Consider the following 18,062-nt stretch of genomic DNA (forward strand, 5'->3'; position numbering starts at 1 on the left):
GATTTATTTCATTAGATTTTCTGCCTGTGCAAGTACTTTTTCTCCATTCATCATGCCATAGTCTTGCATATTGATAACATCTAACGGAATACCTTTAGGCGCAAGTTTTTGTTCGAATTGAGCTTTCATGAAACGTACTTGAGGACCTAATAATAAAACATCGACATTCTTAGATTCTAAATTATTATCTGCATCTGAGGCAGAGACAGCAAAAATATCGGCTTCCATTCCTTTTTCTTCTGCTGCTTTTTGCATTTTTGTGACCAATAAACTCGTACTCATCCCTGCTGAACAAACTAACATAATTGTTTTTTTTGCCATTTTTAACACTCCTTTTATTTTTTTTACACTTTTATATAATGCAAGAAGCATGCCAAGAAAAAAAGAGCTAAAATAGCGTTTTCATGCTTTTTAGCTCTTTTATATAGTGCGCACACTGATATTCAGTGTGTAAACAGTATGATTAGTGTGTTTATTTTTTTATTTTGTTTTCAAGAAACATTTGTGTAAGAAACGCGATATCATCTTCTGAAATTTTTACCTGATATTTTCGTTCCAGTGCCATCAAATTTGCTCGAACGATATCCATTTCCAAACGGTAAATTTTTGAGAAAATAGATAGTTTCTCAAATTGCCGATGCGATTCTTTTTTGATCAATCCGTCTAGCATGAAGGCTAAATGGATGACAATTCCAGTATCTACTCCTGGTTCTACGATAATCGACAAATCTGTCTGGATCTGCTGAACTGTTTTTTGCAATGAGCGGATCAATTCATCAATAGAAAAGACATCACTTAATGATCCTGAAAGCGAATCAACAATTTTAGCTGTTGGGACCTCATCATCAGCTATACGCTTCAAAACATTCAATTTTTCATCATCAAAAACGTCATAGGCAGAAAAAAATGGGATATTTTGATAATCAACGTCAACCGTTCCTGCAATTGCTTTGATTTCATATTCTTCCAATAAGGCATCAATGTGTTTTTTGAATGATTCGCGTTCTAAAAACTGCATCTGGATCAGTTCTACTTTGTTTTGATTAATCACCGGCATAATCCGTTGATACAATTTGGCAGCTACTCCCTCACCAGTAAAACATGTCACGATGACGGCTTTTTTACGCTGTAAAGTTTCAGCTTTTTCCGCTTTGAACTGATCACGTACGATTGATTCAAAGGAGAGCTGAATATTTTGATAAATGTCTTCTAAGCTTCTTCCAACACTTGCCATCCGTATCGCTTCTATCACAATCATCGTACTTGTCATTGTGATTGCTTTCGTCCGAATGCCAGTCTCTTCATAAATCAAATCACTGAAGGTGTTTAATGATCCCATATCTGTTAACAAAAGCAGTCCATTCGTCAAATGCCCCTGATAATTTTTGACATATTGTAGTACCTCTTCATACATTGTTTGAACTTCCATAACCAATGGCATATTAAAAGCTTTTCCTACTTTTGTTCCTAATAGTTCTTGCGCCATCTCCAACATACTTGAAGCGGTCTGTCTGCCGTGCATCAGTACGAGAACATCTACTTTGTTTTCTTTAACAGGCTCACTTTCTCCTAAGTTGATAGAAAGAAACATACTGATAAAGCCAATTTCATCAAAAGGAATCTCGACTTGTTCTTCTTCTTCAATGATTGTCGAAAGATCGATTGCTACCTGGAATTCCTTCTTAAAATTTTTTCGTACGTTATTCAAATCTGGATGGACAATCATATGTCCTTCTCTCACACGATCCAATGTACTTTGCAAATGCAAAGCAAAAGCAAAACGAGCTTTTTCATTATAAATACGGTCTAACCGTTTTTCAGCTACATCATACAATTGATTGGTTAGCCGCCAGATCTCATCTGGTAAAAGATCTTTTGGGATTGAACTTTTAGTCAATTCTTTGACATATGTCTGAAAATAAGCATCCACATCTTTTGAAATGAGCGTCTCCAAATCGATGTTCTCCACACCGGTTTCAGAAAGAGAAGTAACTTTTTCCTCAATATCGTTGTAGACTTGCATGTTTCTTTCTGGATCTTGTGACCAGACGACATCAGCAAATCCTGGTTCAAATGTCAAATACTGGCTCTTACTGTCCATGAATCGGTCGAGGCGTTCTGGTATTTCTTTGATTTTCAGTAGTCCTTTTTGTACTTGAAGGGAAAGTTCTTCTTTTCGAATGATCAGTTTTTTCTCATGATGCGTTCGGTAATGTAAAAAAGATTTTGCACAGACTAATTTCAAGTCTCGTTTCACTTGACCGATATTCCCTTCCGCATCATAAAGCATAAAGGCAAGAATCGCTTCTTTTTCGATATCGATACGTTGATTTAAACGGTTCGCTTCTTGTTTGATGAAAAGAGAGATGATCTCATAACGCTCATCCAGTGAACGCGAAGCAAGGTTTGGCAAGGTGATAGCCATAGGGATCCGTCGGTTGAAGGTAGTCAAGAAGCTTTCTGAAGATTCAGTCGTTGCCCCAATAATCTGAACTGATGCTTCATGTACTTGTGCACTTTCTCCAAGTGGACGATAGATACCTTTATCGATGAAAGTAAACAGCATTTCCTGTCCTTCCGGTGGTAAACGGTGGATCTCATCTAAAAACAATATACCGCCGTCTGCTTTGGCGATTAGACCAGGACTATCTTGCGCTGCTCCTGTGTAAGCCCCTTTTTTGATCCCAAAGATGTGTCCAAAGAGCAGTTGGGGATTTTGAGCATAATCCGCACAATTGAAAGAAACAAATGGCGCATCGGCTGAAAGCATTTCAGATTCGATTGCAAAATGATACATACATTCCGCAAACATTGACTTCCCTGTACCAGTTTCTCCAAAAATAATGGTATGTAGCCCCCGCGGCGGATAAAGAATCGCTGCTTTTGCCTGCTGTATACTGACTTTTAAAGAATCATTTTCTCCAACGAGCGTTTCAAAAGTCACTTGCGTAGAAGAGTCGACATGTACTTCATCAGATTTTGATTTTTCCGTTGGCAAGGAGTAAACGACTGGTCGGCCAGCGGTTTTTACAATATGATGAGCCTTATACAGTTCGCTTAAATATCGGCTTGCATTGCTTCGATCAATATTCAAGCGCTCAGCTACATCACTTGCTGTCAATCCTTGTTGGTTTTCTGTCAATAGATGCAAAATCTCTTCTTGACGTTCTTTCACATAATCCCTCCTCTGGCAACCAATTTTGTTCCCGTTTTCATAATCATAGCATAAAAAGGCGCTTATTTGCGCCTTGCTCCTTTATTTCTCTCTTTTTTTGATTTATTTTTAACTTTTTTTCTTGATTTGTTTTTGTTATGCTCTGGATTTTGTTCTTTCCCAGGAAAAGATTTCTTATACTTGTTATTCGCTGCGGTAGCTACATCTTCTTTGATTGGTTGATCCGTTTGTAACTTTCCTCCGTGCAGAAAAATCTCTTCAAGTGTTATGTTTGTCGGACGTAAAAGTCGTTTCAAATCTCTTAAATTGTTATCTTGTACGAGTGTGATCACTGTTCCTTCATTGCCCATTCGTCCAGTTCTTCCAGAACGATGCAAGTAAGCTTCTTCACTTAACGGCACTTCTGCATTCACGACATAAGGAAGTCCTGTAATATCTAAACCTCTAGCCGCCACATCTGTGGTCAAAAGTGCGCTGATCTTTTTCTTTTTGAATTGTTCCAACGCCGCTTTTCGGAGCAGCTTGTTTTGATCAGAGGCCAGGCTTCCTACAGGTACCCCTCTATACAGCAATTTTTCTTCCATCACACCTAATTCAGTCAGTTGATTAAAGAAAATCAGACCTTGAAAATCTTCTATGTGAGTGAGACGTCTTAGATATTCATCTTTCTTTCGTATTGGCACTCGTAAAAAGTAATGTCTCAAGCCTTTTCGAGAATCATCTTCTGCTGTCACGTCGATCGTCTCAAACGTTTTCCCAGTGATTTTTTCAATGCTTTCAAGGGAACGATCTGCTGTTGCTGAAAAAAAGGCTAGCTGATATTCTGTCGGAGCTTGATGAAGAATCTGATCAATGATTTGGCTGTTCCCCGCATCAAATAGCTGGTCTGCTTCATCAAATACCATTGTTTTCACTTGATGTGCTTTTATTTTTTTAGCTTTCATCAATTCCAATATTCTTCCTGGTGTACCAATCAAGATTTCTGGTTTTTTCTTCAAACCTTCAATTTGTCGTTTAACGTTTGCTCCGCCCACCAAAGATTGGACTTTCAATTCTTTGTCTTTTCCCCATTCACGTGCAACATCTGCTACTTGAATAGCTAGTTCTTGAGAAGATGCAAAGATAACCAACGCACTTGCTTCACCTGGTTCCACGTTTAGTAGTAACGGCCAAAGATAAGCCAGTGTTTTACCTGAACCTGTTGGAGAGATGGCTACTATGCTTTGTTTATTGCTTAATGGCTGAAAAACTGCCTGTTGAATAAGAGAAGGTGTAATAAATCCTTTATTCTCATAATTTTTCTGCCAATTTTCGGGAAATACTTGTACAAATTCGTTCATTAAAAATCTTCCTCATTATCTGCATCGAATTTGATGCCACCATTTTTTCTTAAATCATAAATCACTTGGTTCACATTTCTAGCCAGCTCGATCCACTCTTCATACAATAATCCCCAAGCTGCATCTTTCGGATGAGTTATGACATTGGCAAAATCCTCTGCTTCATCTGCCATTGGATTTTCTGCAGCTGTTACTGCTAAGTCAATGATTTCTTCGTGTACCCGATCATGAAACTCTGCTTGTTCGATTGCATTGACGCCATTCATCACTAGCGTTCCTGAGTCAAAATAGATCTCTGATGGCAGATAAGAATCACCGATTTTACCTGGTTGGATCGATACATCGAAAGTATCATAACGCAAGATTCCCCATCCAAGACCATCCACACCAGTAGAAATCTTTCTTGGGAAATAATGGACTTCTTTTGGCATTCCAAACCAAGCGACAGTTGCATACACAAGGTAAACACCTAAATCCATCAATGCACCACCTGAGAAATGAGTCGAGAAGATATTTGGTTCTTCTCCATCTAATACTTGGTCATAACGCGAAGAATATTTCATATAGCTGAAATTTGCACCGATTATCTCGTCTTTTAATGGTAAGTAATCGGCAATCTTTTTAAAACCTGATTCATGGATATTTCTTGCTGCTTCAAAAAAATACACATTGTGTTCATTTGCCAAATGGATGATTTCATCCATTTCTTTTGGCGTCGAAAAAGCTGGCTTTTCCACTATCACATTTTTACCTGCCAAAATTGCTTGCTTAGTCTGACTAAAATGAAGACTATTTGGAGAAGCTATATAAACAGTGTCCATATGAGCAATATTGAAAAAAGTCTTCAAATCTGTTGCAAATTCGATATCCCCTTCATAATGAGAACCAAATTCCTGTGCTTTTTCCAAATGTCTAGAATATACCGCTGTCAATTCATATTTTTTTGTGCTCAAAGCTGCTTGGACAAATTGATGAGTGATCCAATTTGTTCCAATAATACCTAAGTTGATCATTTTTTTACCTTCTTTCTATTGTATAGGATCTTCAAACGGGATAGCTACATCAAACGGGATAGCCTGCTTGACACTTACCTCATCTGCCGTTACTTGACAATTATAGGCGAGGATTTGAACACCACTTTGCTGCGCATGTCGAACCATATCAGCTAGTGCTGGTTGCATTTCTTCATGGATCGTTGCGAAATGAAGATGTTCGAATTGAGCAATAAACAAGACATAAGCAGCATAACCATCTTGTGCGGCATACGCTAATTCTCCAACATGTTTCAATCCTCTGAGGGTAGGCGCATCAGGAAAAGCACCAATTGCTTTATTTTCAAGCGTCATACCTTTGACTTCAACAAATGCTTTTTGTCCGGCCGCCGTCTCCAAATAAATATCAAATTTGGAGTGAAGATAAGTTACTTCACGCTTGTATGTTGTAAATGGACCAATTAATCCTGGTAAAAGGATCGTACCGTCTAAAATACCGTCAGTTGCCAACTGATTAGGCAATTGACTATCGATATTGAACCAATCACCCTTCTTTTTTACAGCAATCAGATCATAGTCGGTTTTCCGTTTAGGTCCAGGAGCAAATACAATAGCCACTTCAGCGCCTGGTATCAGGACCTCTTTTCCCCTACCTGTATTTTTGACATGCGCGATAATTATTTCTCCGTCTTTTTTCATACAATGTGCAATAAACCGATTCGGACGGTCAATAAAAAAAGCTGTTTCAACTTGCTGATACTTCAAATTCTGTCACCTGTCTTCCTACTATGTATCCTATCATAATTTGTGGAAAAACAGTAAAAAAACCAGTCGAAAGTCTTAGAGAAATTTTAGTTTTTATTCGGTACAATGAAATAAAGAAGGAAGAATGTTTCTATACGATGATTTTCTCATAAAGGAGTGATTTGGTGATAAAAAAAATGATCTATTTTCTTGGTTCACTCGTTGCCGTTCTCTCAAGTTGGATTTACTTGAAGAAGAAAAAACAAGCGGAAAAATCTGAAAGACTCTCGAGGTATCAAGGTACATGGTTCTTCAGTGATAGCCAGCAAAAACAACAATTACAGATTACATCTGATTACACGTTTTTGATCAACGGTCAGTCACTTGGCACATCTGTAGTAGAAATAGATGAACAGCGTTTAGTCGTACGTGATCAATATGGTTTTTATCTTATCTTTTCTTATCCCGAACAAACTCTTTATGATGAATCTGCAGATGTCTCGTATAAGCTGACATCTGAAAAATAGACACCTCCCAATATATATCTATTTAAACGAAAGTATGAGTCTTCTTTCTCATCTTTCGTTTTTTGTTGTAAAAACGTCCAAAAATCCTTTGTTTTTTATTTAGAAAAATAGTCAATTAACGTTTTTTTTGTTACACTTACTAATGATGGTTTTTACCATGAAAGGATGATCGAATATGACACCAAATCGAGAAGATTATTTGAAAATCATTTTAGAACTAGGCGGAGATACAACGAAAGTCAACAATAAACAAATCGTATCTAGCCTGGATGTCTCGGCTGCATCTGTCAGTGAAATGATTTCTAAACTTGTGAAAGAAGAGCTTGTAGAACATTCCCCTTATCAAGGTGTACAATTGACTGCAAGCGGGCTGCAAAAAGCTAGCAGTTTAATTCGCAAACATCGTTTATGGGAAGTTTTTTTAGTTGAACATTTAGACTATAGCTGGAATGAAGTCCACGATGATGCTGAAGTATTGGAACATGTGACTTCGGAACATCTTGCAGATCATTTAGAAAACTATTTGAATCATCCTGAACATTGTCCTCATGGAGGATCGATTCCTAAAAAAGAGGAAGTCGTCCATGAAGAACGCCGGCAAACACTAGAATCTTATCCTGTCGGTACAAAAGTGCGTATCGCACGAGTGCTTGATGAAAAAGAATTGTTGGATTACTTAGTCACAATTGACCTGAATATCAACGAAGAGTATGAGATCGTTGATATCGCAGCTTATGAAGGACCAATCACTATCCAAAATGATAGAAAGAAAATACCCGTCAGCTTCAAGGCGGCCAGCACGATTTTTGTCGATAAAATATAAAGGAGTGTATCTACATGTCTAATGAAAAAAATGTATTGTTTACGATATTCGGCGGCACAGGTGACCTAGCCCAACGTAAATTGTACCCGTCTTTGTTCCGCCTGTACAGAAAAGGAAATTTAGGCGAGCATTTTGCCGTGATCGGGACCGCTCGCCGTCCTTGGAGCGATGAACACTACCGTGAAGTTGTCAAAGAAACGATCCGTGCATTGAATCCTTCTGATGAAGAAGCAACTACTTTTGCTAGTCATTTTTACTACCAATCCCATGATGTAAATGATTCAACACATTATCAAACATTAAAAGAATTGTCTGACCGATTAGATGGACACTATCAGTTAAACGGCAATCGCGTCTATTATTTGGCCATGGCACCTCAATTTTTCGGAACGATCGTTTCTCATTTAAAATCACAAAACATTATGACAAAAAATGGCTTCAATCGTTTGATTATAGAAAAACCGTTTGGATCGGATTACCAATCTGCTTTCGAATTGAATCAGCAAATCAGAGAAGTATTCCCTGAACAAGATATTTTCAGGATCGATCATTATTTAGGGAAAGAAATGATCCAAAACATCTCAGCTATCCGTTTTGCCAATAATATTTTTGAGGCTCAATGGAATAATCGTTACATCGATAATATCCAAATCACTTTTGGTGAAAACCTTGGTGTAGAAGATCGCGGGGGCTACTACGATCATAGTGGCGCACTGAAAGATATGGTGCAAAATCATATTTTGCAAGTTGTAGCATTACTTGCAATGGAACCACCAGTAGCATTTTCCGAAAAAGAAATCCGTACAGAAAAGATCAAAGCATTGAAAGCAATCCGCATCTACAACGAAGAAGAAGTGTTAGAAAACTTCGTTCGTGGACAATATGCTCAAGGTGAATTAGATGGCGTACAATTCAAAGGTTATCGAGAAGAAGACAAAGTGGATGCTCAATCAGAGACCGAAACCTTCGTCGCAGGAAAATTCACTATCGACAACTTCCGTTGGTCTGGTGTTCCCTTCTATGTGCGTACAGGAAAACGTTTGACTGAAAAAGGTACTCGGATCAATATCGTGTTCAAACAGGTTCCTGTTAATGTATTCAAAACATCTGTCGATGAACCATGTGACGATACGACACTCCCACCGAATGTTCTAACGATCTATATCCAGCCAACTGAAGGATTTTCTTTATCCCTGAATGGAAAAGAAGTAGGTCAAGGGTTTGAAACGGAACCAATCAAATTAGAATTTCGAAATAGTGCAGAAATGGTTGAAAATAGCCCAGAAGCTTACGAAAAATTACTGCTAGATGCGTTGAATGGTGATGGAACGAATTTCTCTCATTGGGAAGAAGTCGCTCAATCTTGGCATATCGTGGATGTCATTCGCAAAGCTTGGGACCAAACACAACCGGACTTTCCAAACTACAAGGCCGGATCAATGGGGCCTAAAGCAGCTTTCGAATTACTTGAAAAAGACGGATTCGAATGGATCTGGCAACCAGATAACTGGTATCGCGAACGTGGAAAATTAATCGATTGATAACAAAAGGGGTTGTGACAAAAAACATGTCACAACCCCTTTTCCATTTTACTTTTCTTCGAATCCTTCAGCTACAGCTTCAGGATAGAATGCTTCAACGATTTTTGCACAACGACTGCATAGATGAGGAAGTTTTTCATCTACTCCTACATCTTTACGAACTTGACGACAGCGATCGCACGTTTCTCCGTCTGCTTTTTCCACTGTAATAGCAACATCATCAAATACCACAGCATTATCTGGCACTTGTACATCTGCTTCCATTACTTCAAAGTAGTCTGGGGAAACGATCAGCAATTGTGCAATATCTGCATCCAAAGCTTTTAACATTTCACGAACTTGTTGTTTTGGATAAACAGTTAGTTTTGCTTCCAATGATTTACCAATCAATTTGCTATTTCTTGCTTCTTCCAATGCTTTTAAGACCTTGTCACGGAAATCCATGAAAGCAGCCCAAGTGTCCATCAATTCCTCTTGGTTCGCAAACTCTTCATAGCCAGGAAATTCGCTTAACTGAACGTATGCTTCTTCTTCTTTCAGGAATGACCAGATTTCTTCCGCCGTATGTGGAATGATAGGCGTCAATAGTTTCGTCAAAGCTACAGCTGTTTGATAGAAAACAGTTTGCATGCAACGACGTTGATAATCATCTTCTGCTTCGATATAAACCACATCTTTAGCAAAATCCAGGTAGAAGGACGATAGATCAACAGTCAAGAAGTTCATAACTGTACGATAAATATGCATGAAATTATATTTGTCATATCCTTCTTCTCTGATTTCTTTGATTACTTGGTTCAATCGTACGGTCATGTATTTGTCTACAGAGCGTAAATCATTGTACGAAACAGTATCTTTTTTAGGATCGAAATCTTCTGTATTCGCTAATAAGAAACGCATCGTATTTCTGATCTTACGATATACCTCTGCCACTTGACTTAAGATATCCATCGATACACGAACATCTGCTTCATAATCGACACTAGATACCCACAAGCGAAGGATATCTGCACCAAATTGTTTGATCACTTTTTCTGGTGCAATGATATTTCCTAAAGATTTACTCATCTTACGGCCTTCGCCATCTAAAGCAAATCCTTGAGAAATAACTGATTTATATGGTGCTACGCCATTGATAGCCACACTTGTCGTGATACTTGAGTTGAACCAGCCACGATATTGGTCTGATCCTTCTAAGTACATATCTGCTGGGAATGATAATTCTGGTCGTTGACGTAAAACAGCTTCATGAGAAGAACCAGAATCAAACCAGACATCCATGATATCTTTTTCTTTTGTAAATTCGCCATTAGGAGAACCTGGGTGAGTAAATCCTTCAGGAAGAAGTTCTTTTGCTTCTTTTTCAAACCAGATGATTGATCCATGTTCAGCGAATAATTTTGCTACATGTTCGATTGTTTCTGGCGTGATGATTGCTTCACCATTTTCAGCATAGAAAATCGGAAGCGGCACTCCCCATGCACGTTGACGAGAAATGACCCAGTCGCCGCGATCACGGATCATATTATATAAACGTGTTTTTCCCCATGGAATAACCCAATCTACTTTTTCTACTTCATCCAAAATATTCTGACGGAATTTATCGATAGATGCAAACCATTGTGGAGTTGCACGATAAATCACAGGTTTTTTCGTCCGCCAATCATGAGGATAACTATGGGTAAAGAAATCTAGTTTCAGCAAAGCTCCTTTTTCCTTTAATAAATCAGTAATCATAGGATTTGCTTTATCATAAAAGATTCCTTCAAATCCAGGAGCTTCTTCTGTAAACAACCCTTTTGAGTCTACAGGTGACACTACAGATAGTTTATATTTGCTACCGGCGATATAGTCATCTTCCCCGTGTCCTGGAGCAGTATGGACTAATCCAGTACCAGCGTCTAAAGTAACATGGTCACCTAAAATTACGAGCGATTCACGGTCATAGAATGGATGACTTGCAGTCATATATTCCATTTCTTGTCCAGCAAATTCTTTTAGAACCGTTACATTTTCCCAACCGATTTCTGTTTGAACTGTTTCTAGCAAATCTTTTGCTACAACAAACTTACGGCCATCAGCTTCGACCAGTACATACGTAAATTTGGGATTTACAGCAATACCTTGGTTTGCTGGCAATGTCCATGGTGTTGTCGTCCAAATGACGAAAGCTGTATCTTCATCAAGGATGCCTTTGCCGTCTTTGACATTGAAAGCTACAAAAATAGATGGAGATTTTACATCTTTATATTCAATTTCAGCTTCCGCTAAAGAAGACTCACTTGACGGAGACCAGTAAATGGGTTTCAATCCTTTGTAAATATAGCCTTTTTCAGCCATTTTACCAAATACGCGTACTTGTGCAGCTTCATACGAAGGGTCTAATGTGACATAGGGATGTTCCCAATCTCCTGCAACCCCTAGGCGTTTGAAATCTTCTCGTTGCTTATCTACTTGGGAAAGTGCATATTCACGACATTTTTCCAAATATTCTGCCATGGACATTTCTTTACGTTTCACGCCTTTATTAGCCAACACTTGTTCGATTGGCAATCCATGTGTATCCCATCCTGGAACATATGGTGCGCGGTAGCCAGACATTGATTTTGAACGAATGATAATGTCTTTACTGATTTTATTCAATGAGTGCCCTAAATGGATATTTCCATTGGCATAAGGAGGTCCATCATGAAGAACAAAGCTAGGTTTTCCTTCGTTCAATTCTTGTCTTTTTTGGTAGATTTGATTTTCTTCCCATTCTTTTTGCCATTCGCCTTCTCGGTTTGGCAAATTACCACGCATAGGGAATTTTGTTTTTCCTAATTGCAAGGTTTCTTTCATTTTCATTCAACCATTCACTCCTTCGTTTATTTTCCGGACACAAAAAGGCATGTTCAGCCGCAAGGGACGAACATGCCGTGGTACCACCCAAATTTAGTTGCATCTATCTAATGCAAACTCTCTGTGACCAATAACGAGGTCAGCCGCTGCTTCTTACTCTAGTTTCAGAAAAGCAGTCTCAAGTAGAGGATCTTTCACGATGCAGTGTCTTACCGATCTTCCACTCTCATCGGCTCGCTTTAAGAATAACAAAGTGCTTTTCTGTTCTACTCGTTTTCATGTTCACCAGGTACGATTGAGATATCGATAGCCTGTGTATCAAATGCCGTCATAGGTGCTTCTATGACTCCTGTGTCTGAGTTTACATCAGTATCATTTTCGTTGTCAAGCTGTTTTGCTAAAACTTCTTTGATCACTTCATGGCTGTCAGTCACATAGCTAGAGAATGGTTGTAAAATTTCGTCCCATTCTGGACTTTTCACTTGTTCCAATTGAGATTCAAGCATCAAGCTGATACGTTGATGGAATACTCGTGTCTTTTTCTTAAGATCTTCTGTTTCTGTCGCAAGCTGTCTTGCTTTTTCTGTTGCATCTGTCAAGATTTTTCTTGCTTTTTCTTCTGCATCAGTTGTTAATTGGTGTGCACGTTTTTCAGCATTCGCAACTAACTCATCTGCTTTGTTTTGTGCAGAAGTAACGATCACTTCAGATTCTTTACTTGCACTTGTTTTTACTTTATCCGCTGTGTCTTGAGCTACGATGATCGATTGGTTCAATGCATCTTTCAATTCATTGAAATACTCAAGTTTTTCTTCTGAATGTTTGACTGCTTTTTCTAATTCACGATTTCTTTGAGTCAATTCTTCATAGTCACGAACAACTAAATCTAAGAAATCATCTACTTCGTCTTGATTATATCCCCGCATTTTTGTTGGGAATGTCTTATTTTGGATATCTAATGGAGTTAAAGCCATGAGTAAACCACCTTTTTATTTTATTTACGTAATACACCGAACAACACCCTGTACTTTTCTTTTTTCGTCTTCCCCTCAAGTTCTTGGATCTGGACTCTGCCGTAACCCCTGACTGAAATAATATCTAATAGTTCAAGTACAAAATCAGGTCTTGTATTTTCTGTCCAATTCACTTTTACTTTACCAGCTTCGATCAGCTGCTTGGACCGCTGTCTGGAAATATTATAAATCTCAGAGATCACACTGTCCAGTCGCATAGAACTAACAGTCCCTCTTTCTTGTGTCCAGCTGTCTTTCGGCAAAATCATTTCTGTGTATTTGATTGGTTCCAAGCGTACAGCAACTTTTCCAATCTTTGTTACTTGTGCAGCAACAAAATGATCCACCTCATTTGCAATAAATACTTGCCAGCGATCGCCATCTGAGATGATATCGCCAAAGTAAGAGCGTTTGATACCTGTTCCCACTAAAGTCCCAAGGATTTTCCCATGACTTAGACTGGCAAATTTGCTAGGATAATGGATTTCATACAATGCTGTTTCAAAATCTTCCTCTACAGGTTCGTAATAATCGGGGAAAATCAAACATCTTTTTCTTTCTGCCTGTTCATATCCACCATAAAACATGAAACGCAAATCACTGCTTTGACGAATCAGTGTTTCTAAAATATAGGATTGTCTGGGGTCAAGAAATTCAGTCAGATATGGCGCATATTGTCCTTGAACTTGTTCAATCCAATCACCTACTGAGTCGATAAATGCACGTTCATCTGCCCGAAAGTGCTGGTATACATTTGCATCCAAAATTTTCCCCTCCTATCTATTCTGAGAATAAAGATTTTATTGCTTGAATCAATAAACTAAATGGATAGTTATCCATATAACGATCTGTGCTAATCCTTGTACGGCTAAGTTCAAGATTAGAATGGCCCCTAAAATCGTGAAATCCAAAGGACCGATCCTTAAAGGCAGACGATCGAATAAACTGATATACGGTTCACAGATCTTAGCTAAAAACCGTCCTAATCCTGATTGATAACCGCCTGGAAACCAAGAGAGCAAAGCATATACCATCAAGATAATGCTATAGAAATAGGCTGCCCGTTGAATTAAATGAAGTAATAGCGCAATAATATAAATCGTAGTTCCTCCTCTTACAGATCAAACAAATTCGCATCTGCAAAAGATTGAGCGGTTGAACTGTCAATCTCCATCCCTGTCGGTGTACAAAGAAAAATCTCATCTCCAACGCGTTTGATATCTCCATCTAATGCATAAACTGTTCCTGTTAGAAAATCAACAATTCTTCTCGCTTGCTTTTCTTCCACTAAATGAAAATTCACTAAGGTTGCTTCTCCAGCGATGATTCTTTTAGCAATCGCCATCGCTTCAGAATAAGCTCTTGGTTCCATCACAGTGATTTTTCCCGCAAGATTTGCTTTAGGTTGTGTAGACGTTCTTGAAGCTGTTCTTTCTTTCGCTACAGTTTTTGTAGGTGATTGATGTAGTTCAATTACTTTTTTCTTTTCAGCCGGCTGAATACTTTCATGCGTTACAGGACGTGAAGTCGCCGTTTTTTGTTTCTCATGAGTATTCGCAGCAGATACAGAATGAGTTGGTTGATTCTGTGTTATATTTTTTTTAGTTGGCTGTACAGCCTTTTTTGTTGTTTCAGGATAATCTTGGTATTCGTACTCTTCCTCATCAGCTAATCCGAAAAAATTAGCAATTGCTCCTCTGTTTAAAAGCGGCATTTTTGTTCCTCCTTTATTCGTCTTTGAATAGCGCTGTTCCTACACGGATAAATGTTGCACCTTCTTCAATCGCAATTTGAAAATCCTGACTCATCCCCATGCTTAATTCATTACATGGTGCATGGGCATAACCTTTTGCTTGAACAAGATCACGCAATTCTTTCAGCGTACCAAACACTTTATGGATTTGCTCATCAGAAGCTTCTTTAGGCGCCATAGTCATTAAACCAACAACCTTGATTTTTGTGCAGGCAGCTAAAGATTCCACAAACGGTAAAAGCTCATCTGGTGAAATTCCATGTTTTGATTCCTCACCAGAAACATTTACTTCAATAAAACAGGATAATTCTTTTTCTAACCGCTTCTGGATTTCTTCTGCTAATCTTAAACTGTCCAACGCATGAAAGTAATCAATTTCATTTACAATCAATTTTACCTTTCTGCGCTGTAAATTACCAATTAAATGCCACTTTATTTCGGGAAAATCAAATAAATCTTGTTTCTTTTGTAATAGTTTATCTACTCGGTTTTCTGCACAATTCATAACGCCAGCTCTGCCCAATTCTTCAGCTTGAGCTGATTCAACAGATTTTGTTACAGCTACTAATGTAACTTCTTTCGGATCACGATGAACAAGAGCACACGAATCCTGAATTTCTTGCTTGATTTTCTGCAAGTTGTCAGCAATCATGTGCTCTTCCTCTCCTTTATTTTTTACGACGGAAAAACGGTGGCGTATTTAATTCATCATCGCCATGAGATTTTGTTTCTTCGCGGTTGAATGTATCAAATTCTTTTTTTTCGATATTGTCAAAATTGGAATCATCAACTCTAGGACGAACATTTTGTTCACGTCTGATATCCCAATCGCCAAAACTGTTTTCTTCTTCTGCAGAAGTTGGTTTAGCTTGATCCATATCTAATACAGTCTTTTGAGCAGGTGATTGCATTTGTGCTTGTCTAGCTGGACGGCTAGACTTGCGCTCCTTTTTTGATTCATCGATACCTGTTGCGATGACCGTCACGCGGATTTCATCGCCCATTTCTTCATTGATAGATGTACCTAGAATAATATTTACATCGCCAGTTGCTGCATTTGCTACGATATCTGAAGCATCTTGTGCTTCAAACAATGTCATATCCAAACCGCCTGTGATGTTAAGAAGTACTTGTTCCGCTCCATCAATAGATGTTTCAAGCAATGGAGAGGAGATTGCTTTTTTCGTTGCTTCTACTACGCGATCTTCTCCACTAGCTACACCGATTCCCATCAATGCTGTACCTTGGTTTTCCATCACTGTTTTCACGTCAGCAAAGTCAAGGTTAACGTAACCTGGTGCCGTAATCAAGTCAGAGATACCTTGTACACCTTGACGTAAAACGTTATCTGCTTCACGGAAAGCTTCAAGCATTGGTGTCTTTTTATCTACAACTTCTAGTAAACGGTTATTTGAGATAATCAATAATGTATCGACATTTTCTTTCAAACGAGCGATACCTTCTGCAGCAAAACGGCCACGTTTAGGTCCTTCAAAAGTGAACGGACGTGTAACGACACCAACGGTCAATGCGCCCAGTTCTCTAGCGATCCCTGCAACGATTGGCGCAGCACCTGTACCAGTTCCTCCACCCATTCCTGCAGTGATGAAAATCATATCTGCACCGTCTAAAGCTTCTCGTAAGGATTGTTCACTTTCTTCTGCCGCTTTTTGTCCAACTTCTGGTTGAGAACCAGCCCCTAAACCACGAGTATATTTTGGTCCTAATTGGATAACTGTTTCAGCTTTTGAATTTTTTAATGCTTGCACGTCTGTGTTGGCCGTAATGAATTCAACACCTTTGACGTTTTCTTCAATCATTCGGTTCACAGCATTTCCACCGCCACCGCCGACTCCGATGACTTTGATTACTGCGCCGTCATTGATATTATTATCAATTGAGAATTCCATATCTTATTCCTCCCAGGATGAATTAATCAAAAATATTTGTAAAGAAACCCTTGATTTTATTTTTTACATTTTCTCCGGATTCTTTTGGTTCCGGCTCATCGTAGACTGTTTCTTCAGGTGCTTCATAGCTTTCATATGTGTTTCTTGTTTCTTGTTCAACTACCATTTGACGAGCTGCTGAGGTCTCACCTGTAACAGCAATTTTTGCCAATTGATACACTTCGCTCAAGTTTGCTGAATAATCAACGATACTTATTACATTTGTAAATACCGGGTTTCTCAGTCCCATGTGATTTGGAACATACAGTTTCACATTTACGCCGAAGATTTCTTGCGCCAAGTCCACAACACCTGGAAGACTAGCAGCTCCGCCTGTCAATACGACGCCACCTGGCAACTCTAATGCTTCGATTTGGTCCAATGCATCTTTTGCTTTGTTGAAAATCTGTTCCATACGAGCTGAAATAATTTCTGACAAATAGCGTTCATCGACTTTCACTGGTTCTGACTGGCCAATTACATCTACTGGAAACTCTTCATCTGGTGATGTCCGTTCTGGATATGCATCCCCGTAATTTATTTTCAACGCTTCTGCATTGTTAAAAGACGTATTTAATACAATAGAGATATCTTTAGTGACAAATTCGCCACCTTCTTGGTCGAGACTGGTAAACTTCAATTGCTTATCATGCATAACAGCTGTTGTCGTTTGGCCACCACCCATATCAATAACGATCGTACCAAAATCTTTTTCTCCGTCAGAAAGAATTGATTCTGTCAGCGCTAAAGGAGTAATCACCATTTCATTGACGATTAATCCGGCATTTTCCACGCATTTACGTATGTTATGGATGATCGTTTTTGGTCCGGTAAACAACAGACCGTACATTTCTAATCTTACGCCGATCATTCCACGAGGGTCTTTGATTCCCTCGAATCCATCGACAGTAAAATCTTGTGGCAAAATTGACACGATTTGACGTTCAGGAGGTATTGAACGAACAAGGGCAGCAGAAGCCACATTTCTGACATCTTCATCGGTGATTTCCTTTGAATCTCCGTTAACTGCAATCATTCCCTGGCAATTTTCTACTTCAAGCATGTTTGCTGGCAAACCGACACTTACGCCTTTGATCTGGATACCTGCTTTTTCTTCTGCTTGTCGTACTGCTCGTTGTATCGCTTGGACCGTTTTATCGATATCAACGATAATGCCTCGGTTAATCCCTTCTGATTTTGCGTTTCCTACTCCAATAATATTCATTTGGCTGTCGATATATTCAGCCACGACAACTTTAACAGATGTCGTTCCAATATCAAGGCCTACATACATTCCTGTTTTTGCCATGAATGGGATTCCCTCCTACTTACTATTCCATATACAAGCGAACAACTAGCGTCCG

At 38.8% G+C, this 18,062-nt stretch carries 16 protein-coding genes; 3 read left to right on the plus strand and 13 right to left on the minus strand.

What is annotated here, in order from left to right:
- Positions 1-3 precede the first annotated feature (3 nt).
- From QK255_RS09285 to sfsA, 5 genes are all read right to left on the minus strand, one after another.
- A complete protein-coding gene (locus tag QK255_RS09285) occupies positions 4-321 on the minus strand; it encodes a PTS sugar transporter subunit IIB (protein WP_002286606.1) in 318 nt (105 codons plus the stop codon).
- A gap of 151 nt (positions 322-472) precedes the next feature.
- A complete protein-coding gene (locus QK255_RS09290) occupies positions 473-3,175 on the minus strand; it encodes a sigma-54-dependent transcriptional regulator (protein WP_002291837.1) in 2,703 nt (900 codons plus the stop codon).
- Positions 3,176-3,237: 62 nt separating this feature from the next.
- On the minus strand, positions 3,238-4,515 hold the full coding sequence (locus QK255_RS09295; RefSeq protein WP_002291838.1) for a DEAD/DEAH box helicase: 1,278 nt from the start codon (positions 4,513-4,515) through the stop codon (positions 3,238-3,240).
- Positions 4,515-5,528, minus strand: a complete 1,014-nt coding sequence (locus QK255_RS09300) for a Gfo/Idh/MocA family protein (RefSeq protein WP_002291839.1) — start codon at positions 5,526-5,528, stop codon at positions 4,515-4,517. The genes QK255_RS09295 and QK255_RS09300 overlap by 1 nt, the downstream gene beginning before the upstream one ends.
- A gap of 15 nt (positions 5,529-5,543) precedes the next feature.
- Positions 5,544-6,272, minus strand: a complete 729-nt coding sequence (gene sfsA / locus QK255_RS09305) for a DNA/RNA nuclease SfsA (protein ID WP_002291840.1) — start codon at positions 6,270-6,272, stop codon at positions 5,544-5,546.
- A gap of 164 nt (positions 6,273-6,436) precedes the next feature.
- On the opposite strand from sfsA, the gene QK255_RS09310 reads away from it, so the two are divergent.
- The 3 genes from QK255_RS09310 (at position 6,437) to zwf (ending at position 9,142) form a co-directional block, all read left to right on the plus strand.
- Positions 6,437-6,778 (plus strand): DUF4828 domain-containing protein, encoded by a 342-nt coding sequence (locus QK255_RS09310; protein ID WP_002291841.1) that lies wholly within the window; start codon positions 6,437-6,439, stop codon positions 6,776-6,778.
- 175 nt (positions 6,779-6,953) lie between these two features.
- Positions 6,954-7,601 carry a transcriptional regulator EfaR gene (gene efaR / locus QK255_RS09315; protein WP_002286616.1) on the plus strand — a complete coding sequence of 216 codons (648 nt, stop codon included), beginning with the start codon at positions 6,954-6,956 and terminating at the stop codon, positions 7,599-7,601.
- A 14-nt stretch (positions 7,602-7,615) separates the two neighbouring features.
- On the plus strand, positions 7,616-9,142 hold the full coding sequence (gene zwf, locus QK255_RS09320) for a glucose-6-phosphate dehydrogenase (protein ID WP_002291842.1): 1,527 nt from the start codon (positions 7,616-7,618) through the stop codon (positions 9,140-9,142).
- A 48-nt stretch (positions 9,143-9,190) separates the two neighbouring features.
- On the opposite strand, the gene ileS is transcribed toward zwf, so the two are convergent.
- The 8 genes from ileS to ftsA all read right to left on the minus strand — a co-directional run bounded on the left by ileS (position 9,191) and on the right by ftsA (position 18,007).
- The gene (gene ileS / locus QK255_RS09325; protein ID WP_002291844.1) at positions 9,191-11,989 is read right to left on the minus strand and encodes an isoleucine--tRNA ligase; all 2,799 of its coding nucleotides are present in this window, start codon (positions 11,987-11,989) and stop codon (positions 9,191-9,193) included.
- A gap of 260 nt (positions 11,990-12,249) precedes the next feature.
- Positions 12,250-12,957, minus strand: coding sequence for a DivIVA domain-containing protein (locus QK255_RS09330; protein WP_002291846.1), 708 nt, complete (start codon positions 12,955-12,957; stop codon positions 12,250-12,252).
- Positions 12,958-12,977: 20 nt separating this feature from the next.
- Entirely contained in the window at positions 12,978-13,760 is a 783-nt protein-coding gene (locus tag QK255_RS09335; protein WP_002291847.1) for a YlmH family RNA-binding protein, read from the minus strand.
- A 48-nt stretch (positions 13,761-13,808) separates the two neighbouring features.
- Positions 13,809-14,090, minus strand: a complete 282-nt coding sequence (locus QK255_RS09340) for a YggT family protein (RefSeq protein WP_502687097.1) — start codon at positions 14,088-14,090, stop codon at positions 13,809-13,811.
- 20 nt (positions 14,091-14,110) lie between these two features.
- Entirely contained in the window at positions 14,111-14,710 is a 600-nt protein-coding gene (locus QK255_RS09345) for a cell division protein SepF (protein WP_002291852.1), read from the minus strand.
- A 13-nt stretch (positions 14,711-14,723) separates the two neighbouring features.
- A complete protein-coding gene (locus tag QK255_RS09350) occupies positions 14,724-15,401 on the minus strand; it encodes a YggS family pyridoxal phosphate-dependent enzyme (protein ID WP_002291853.1) in 678 nt (225 codons plus the stop codon).
- Between the two features lie 16 nt (positions 15,402-15,417).
- Positions 15,418-16,659, minus strand: coding sequence for a cell division protein FtsZ (gene ftsZ, locus QK255_RS09355; RefSeq protein ID WP_002291854.1), 1,242 nt, complete (start codon positions 16,657-16,659; stop codon positions 15,418-15,420).
- A 22-nt stretch (positions 16,660-16,681) separates the two neighbouring features.
- Entirely contained in the window at positions 16,682-18,007 is a 1,326-nt protein-coding gene (gene ftsA / locus QK255_RS09360) for a cell division protein FtsA (RefSeq protein WP_283341534.1), read from the minus strand.
- Between the last annotated feature and the right edge of the window lie 55 nt (positions 18,008-18,062).

The organism is Enterococcus sp. ZQ21 (genome assembly GCF_030053755.1).
Classification (GTDB): Bacteria; Bacillota; Bacilli; order Lactobacillales; family Enterococcaceae; genus Enterococcus_B; species Enterococcus_B lactis.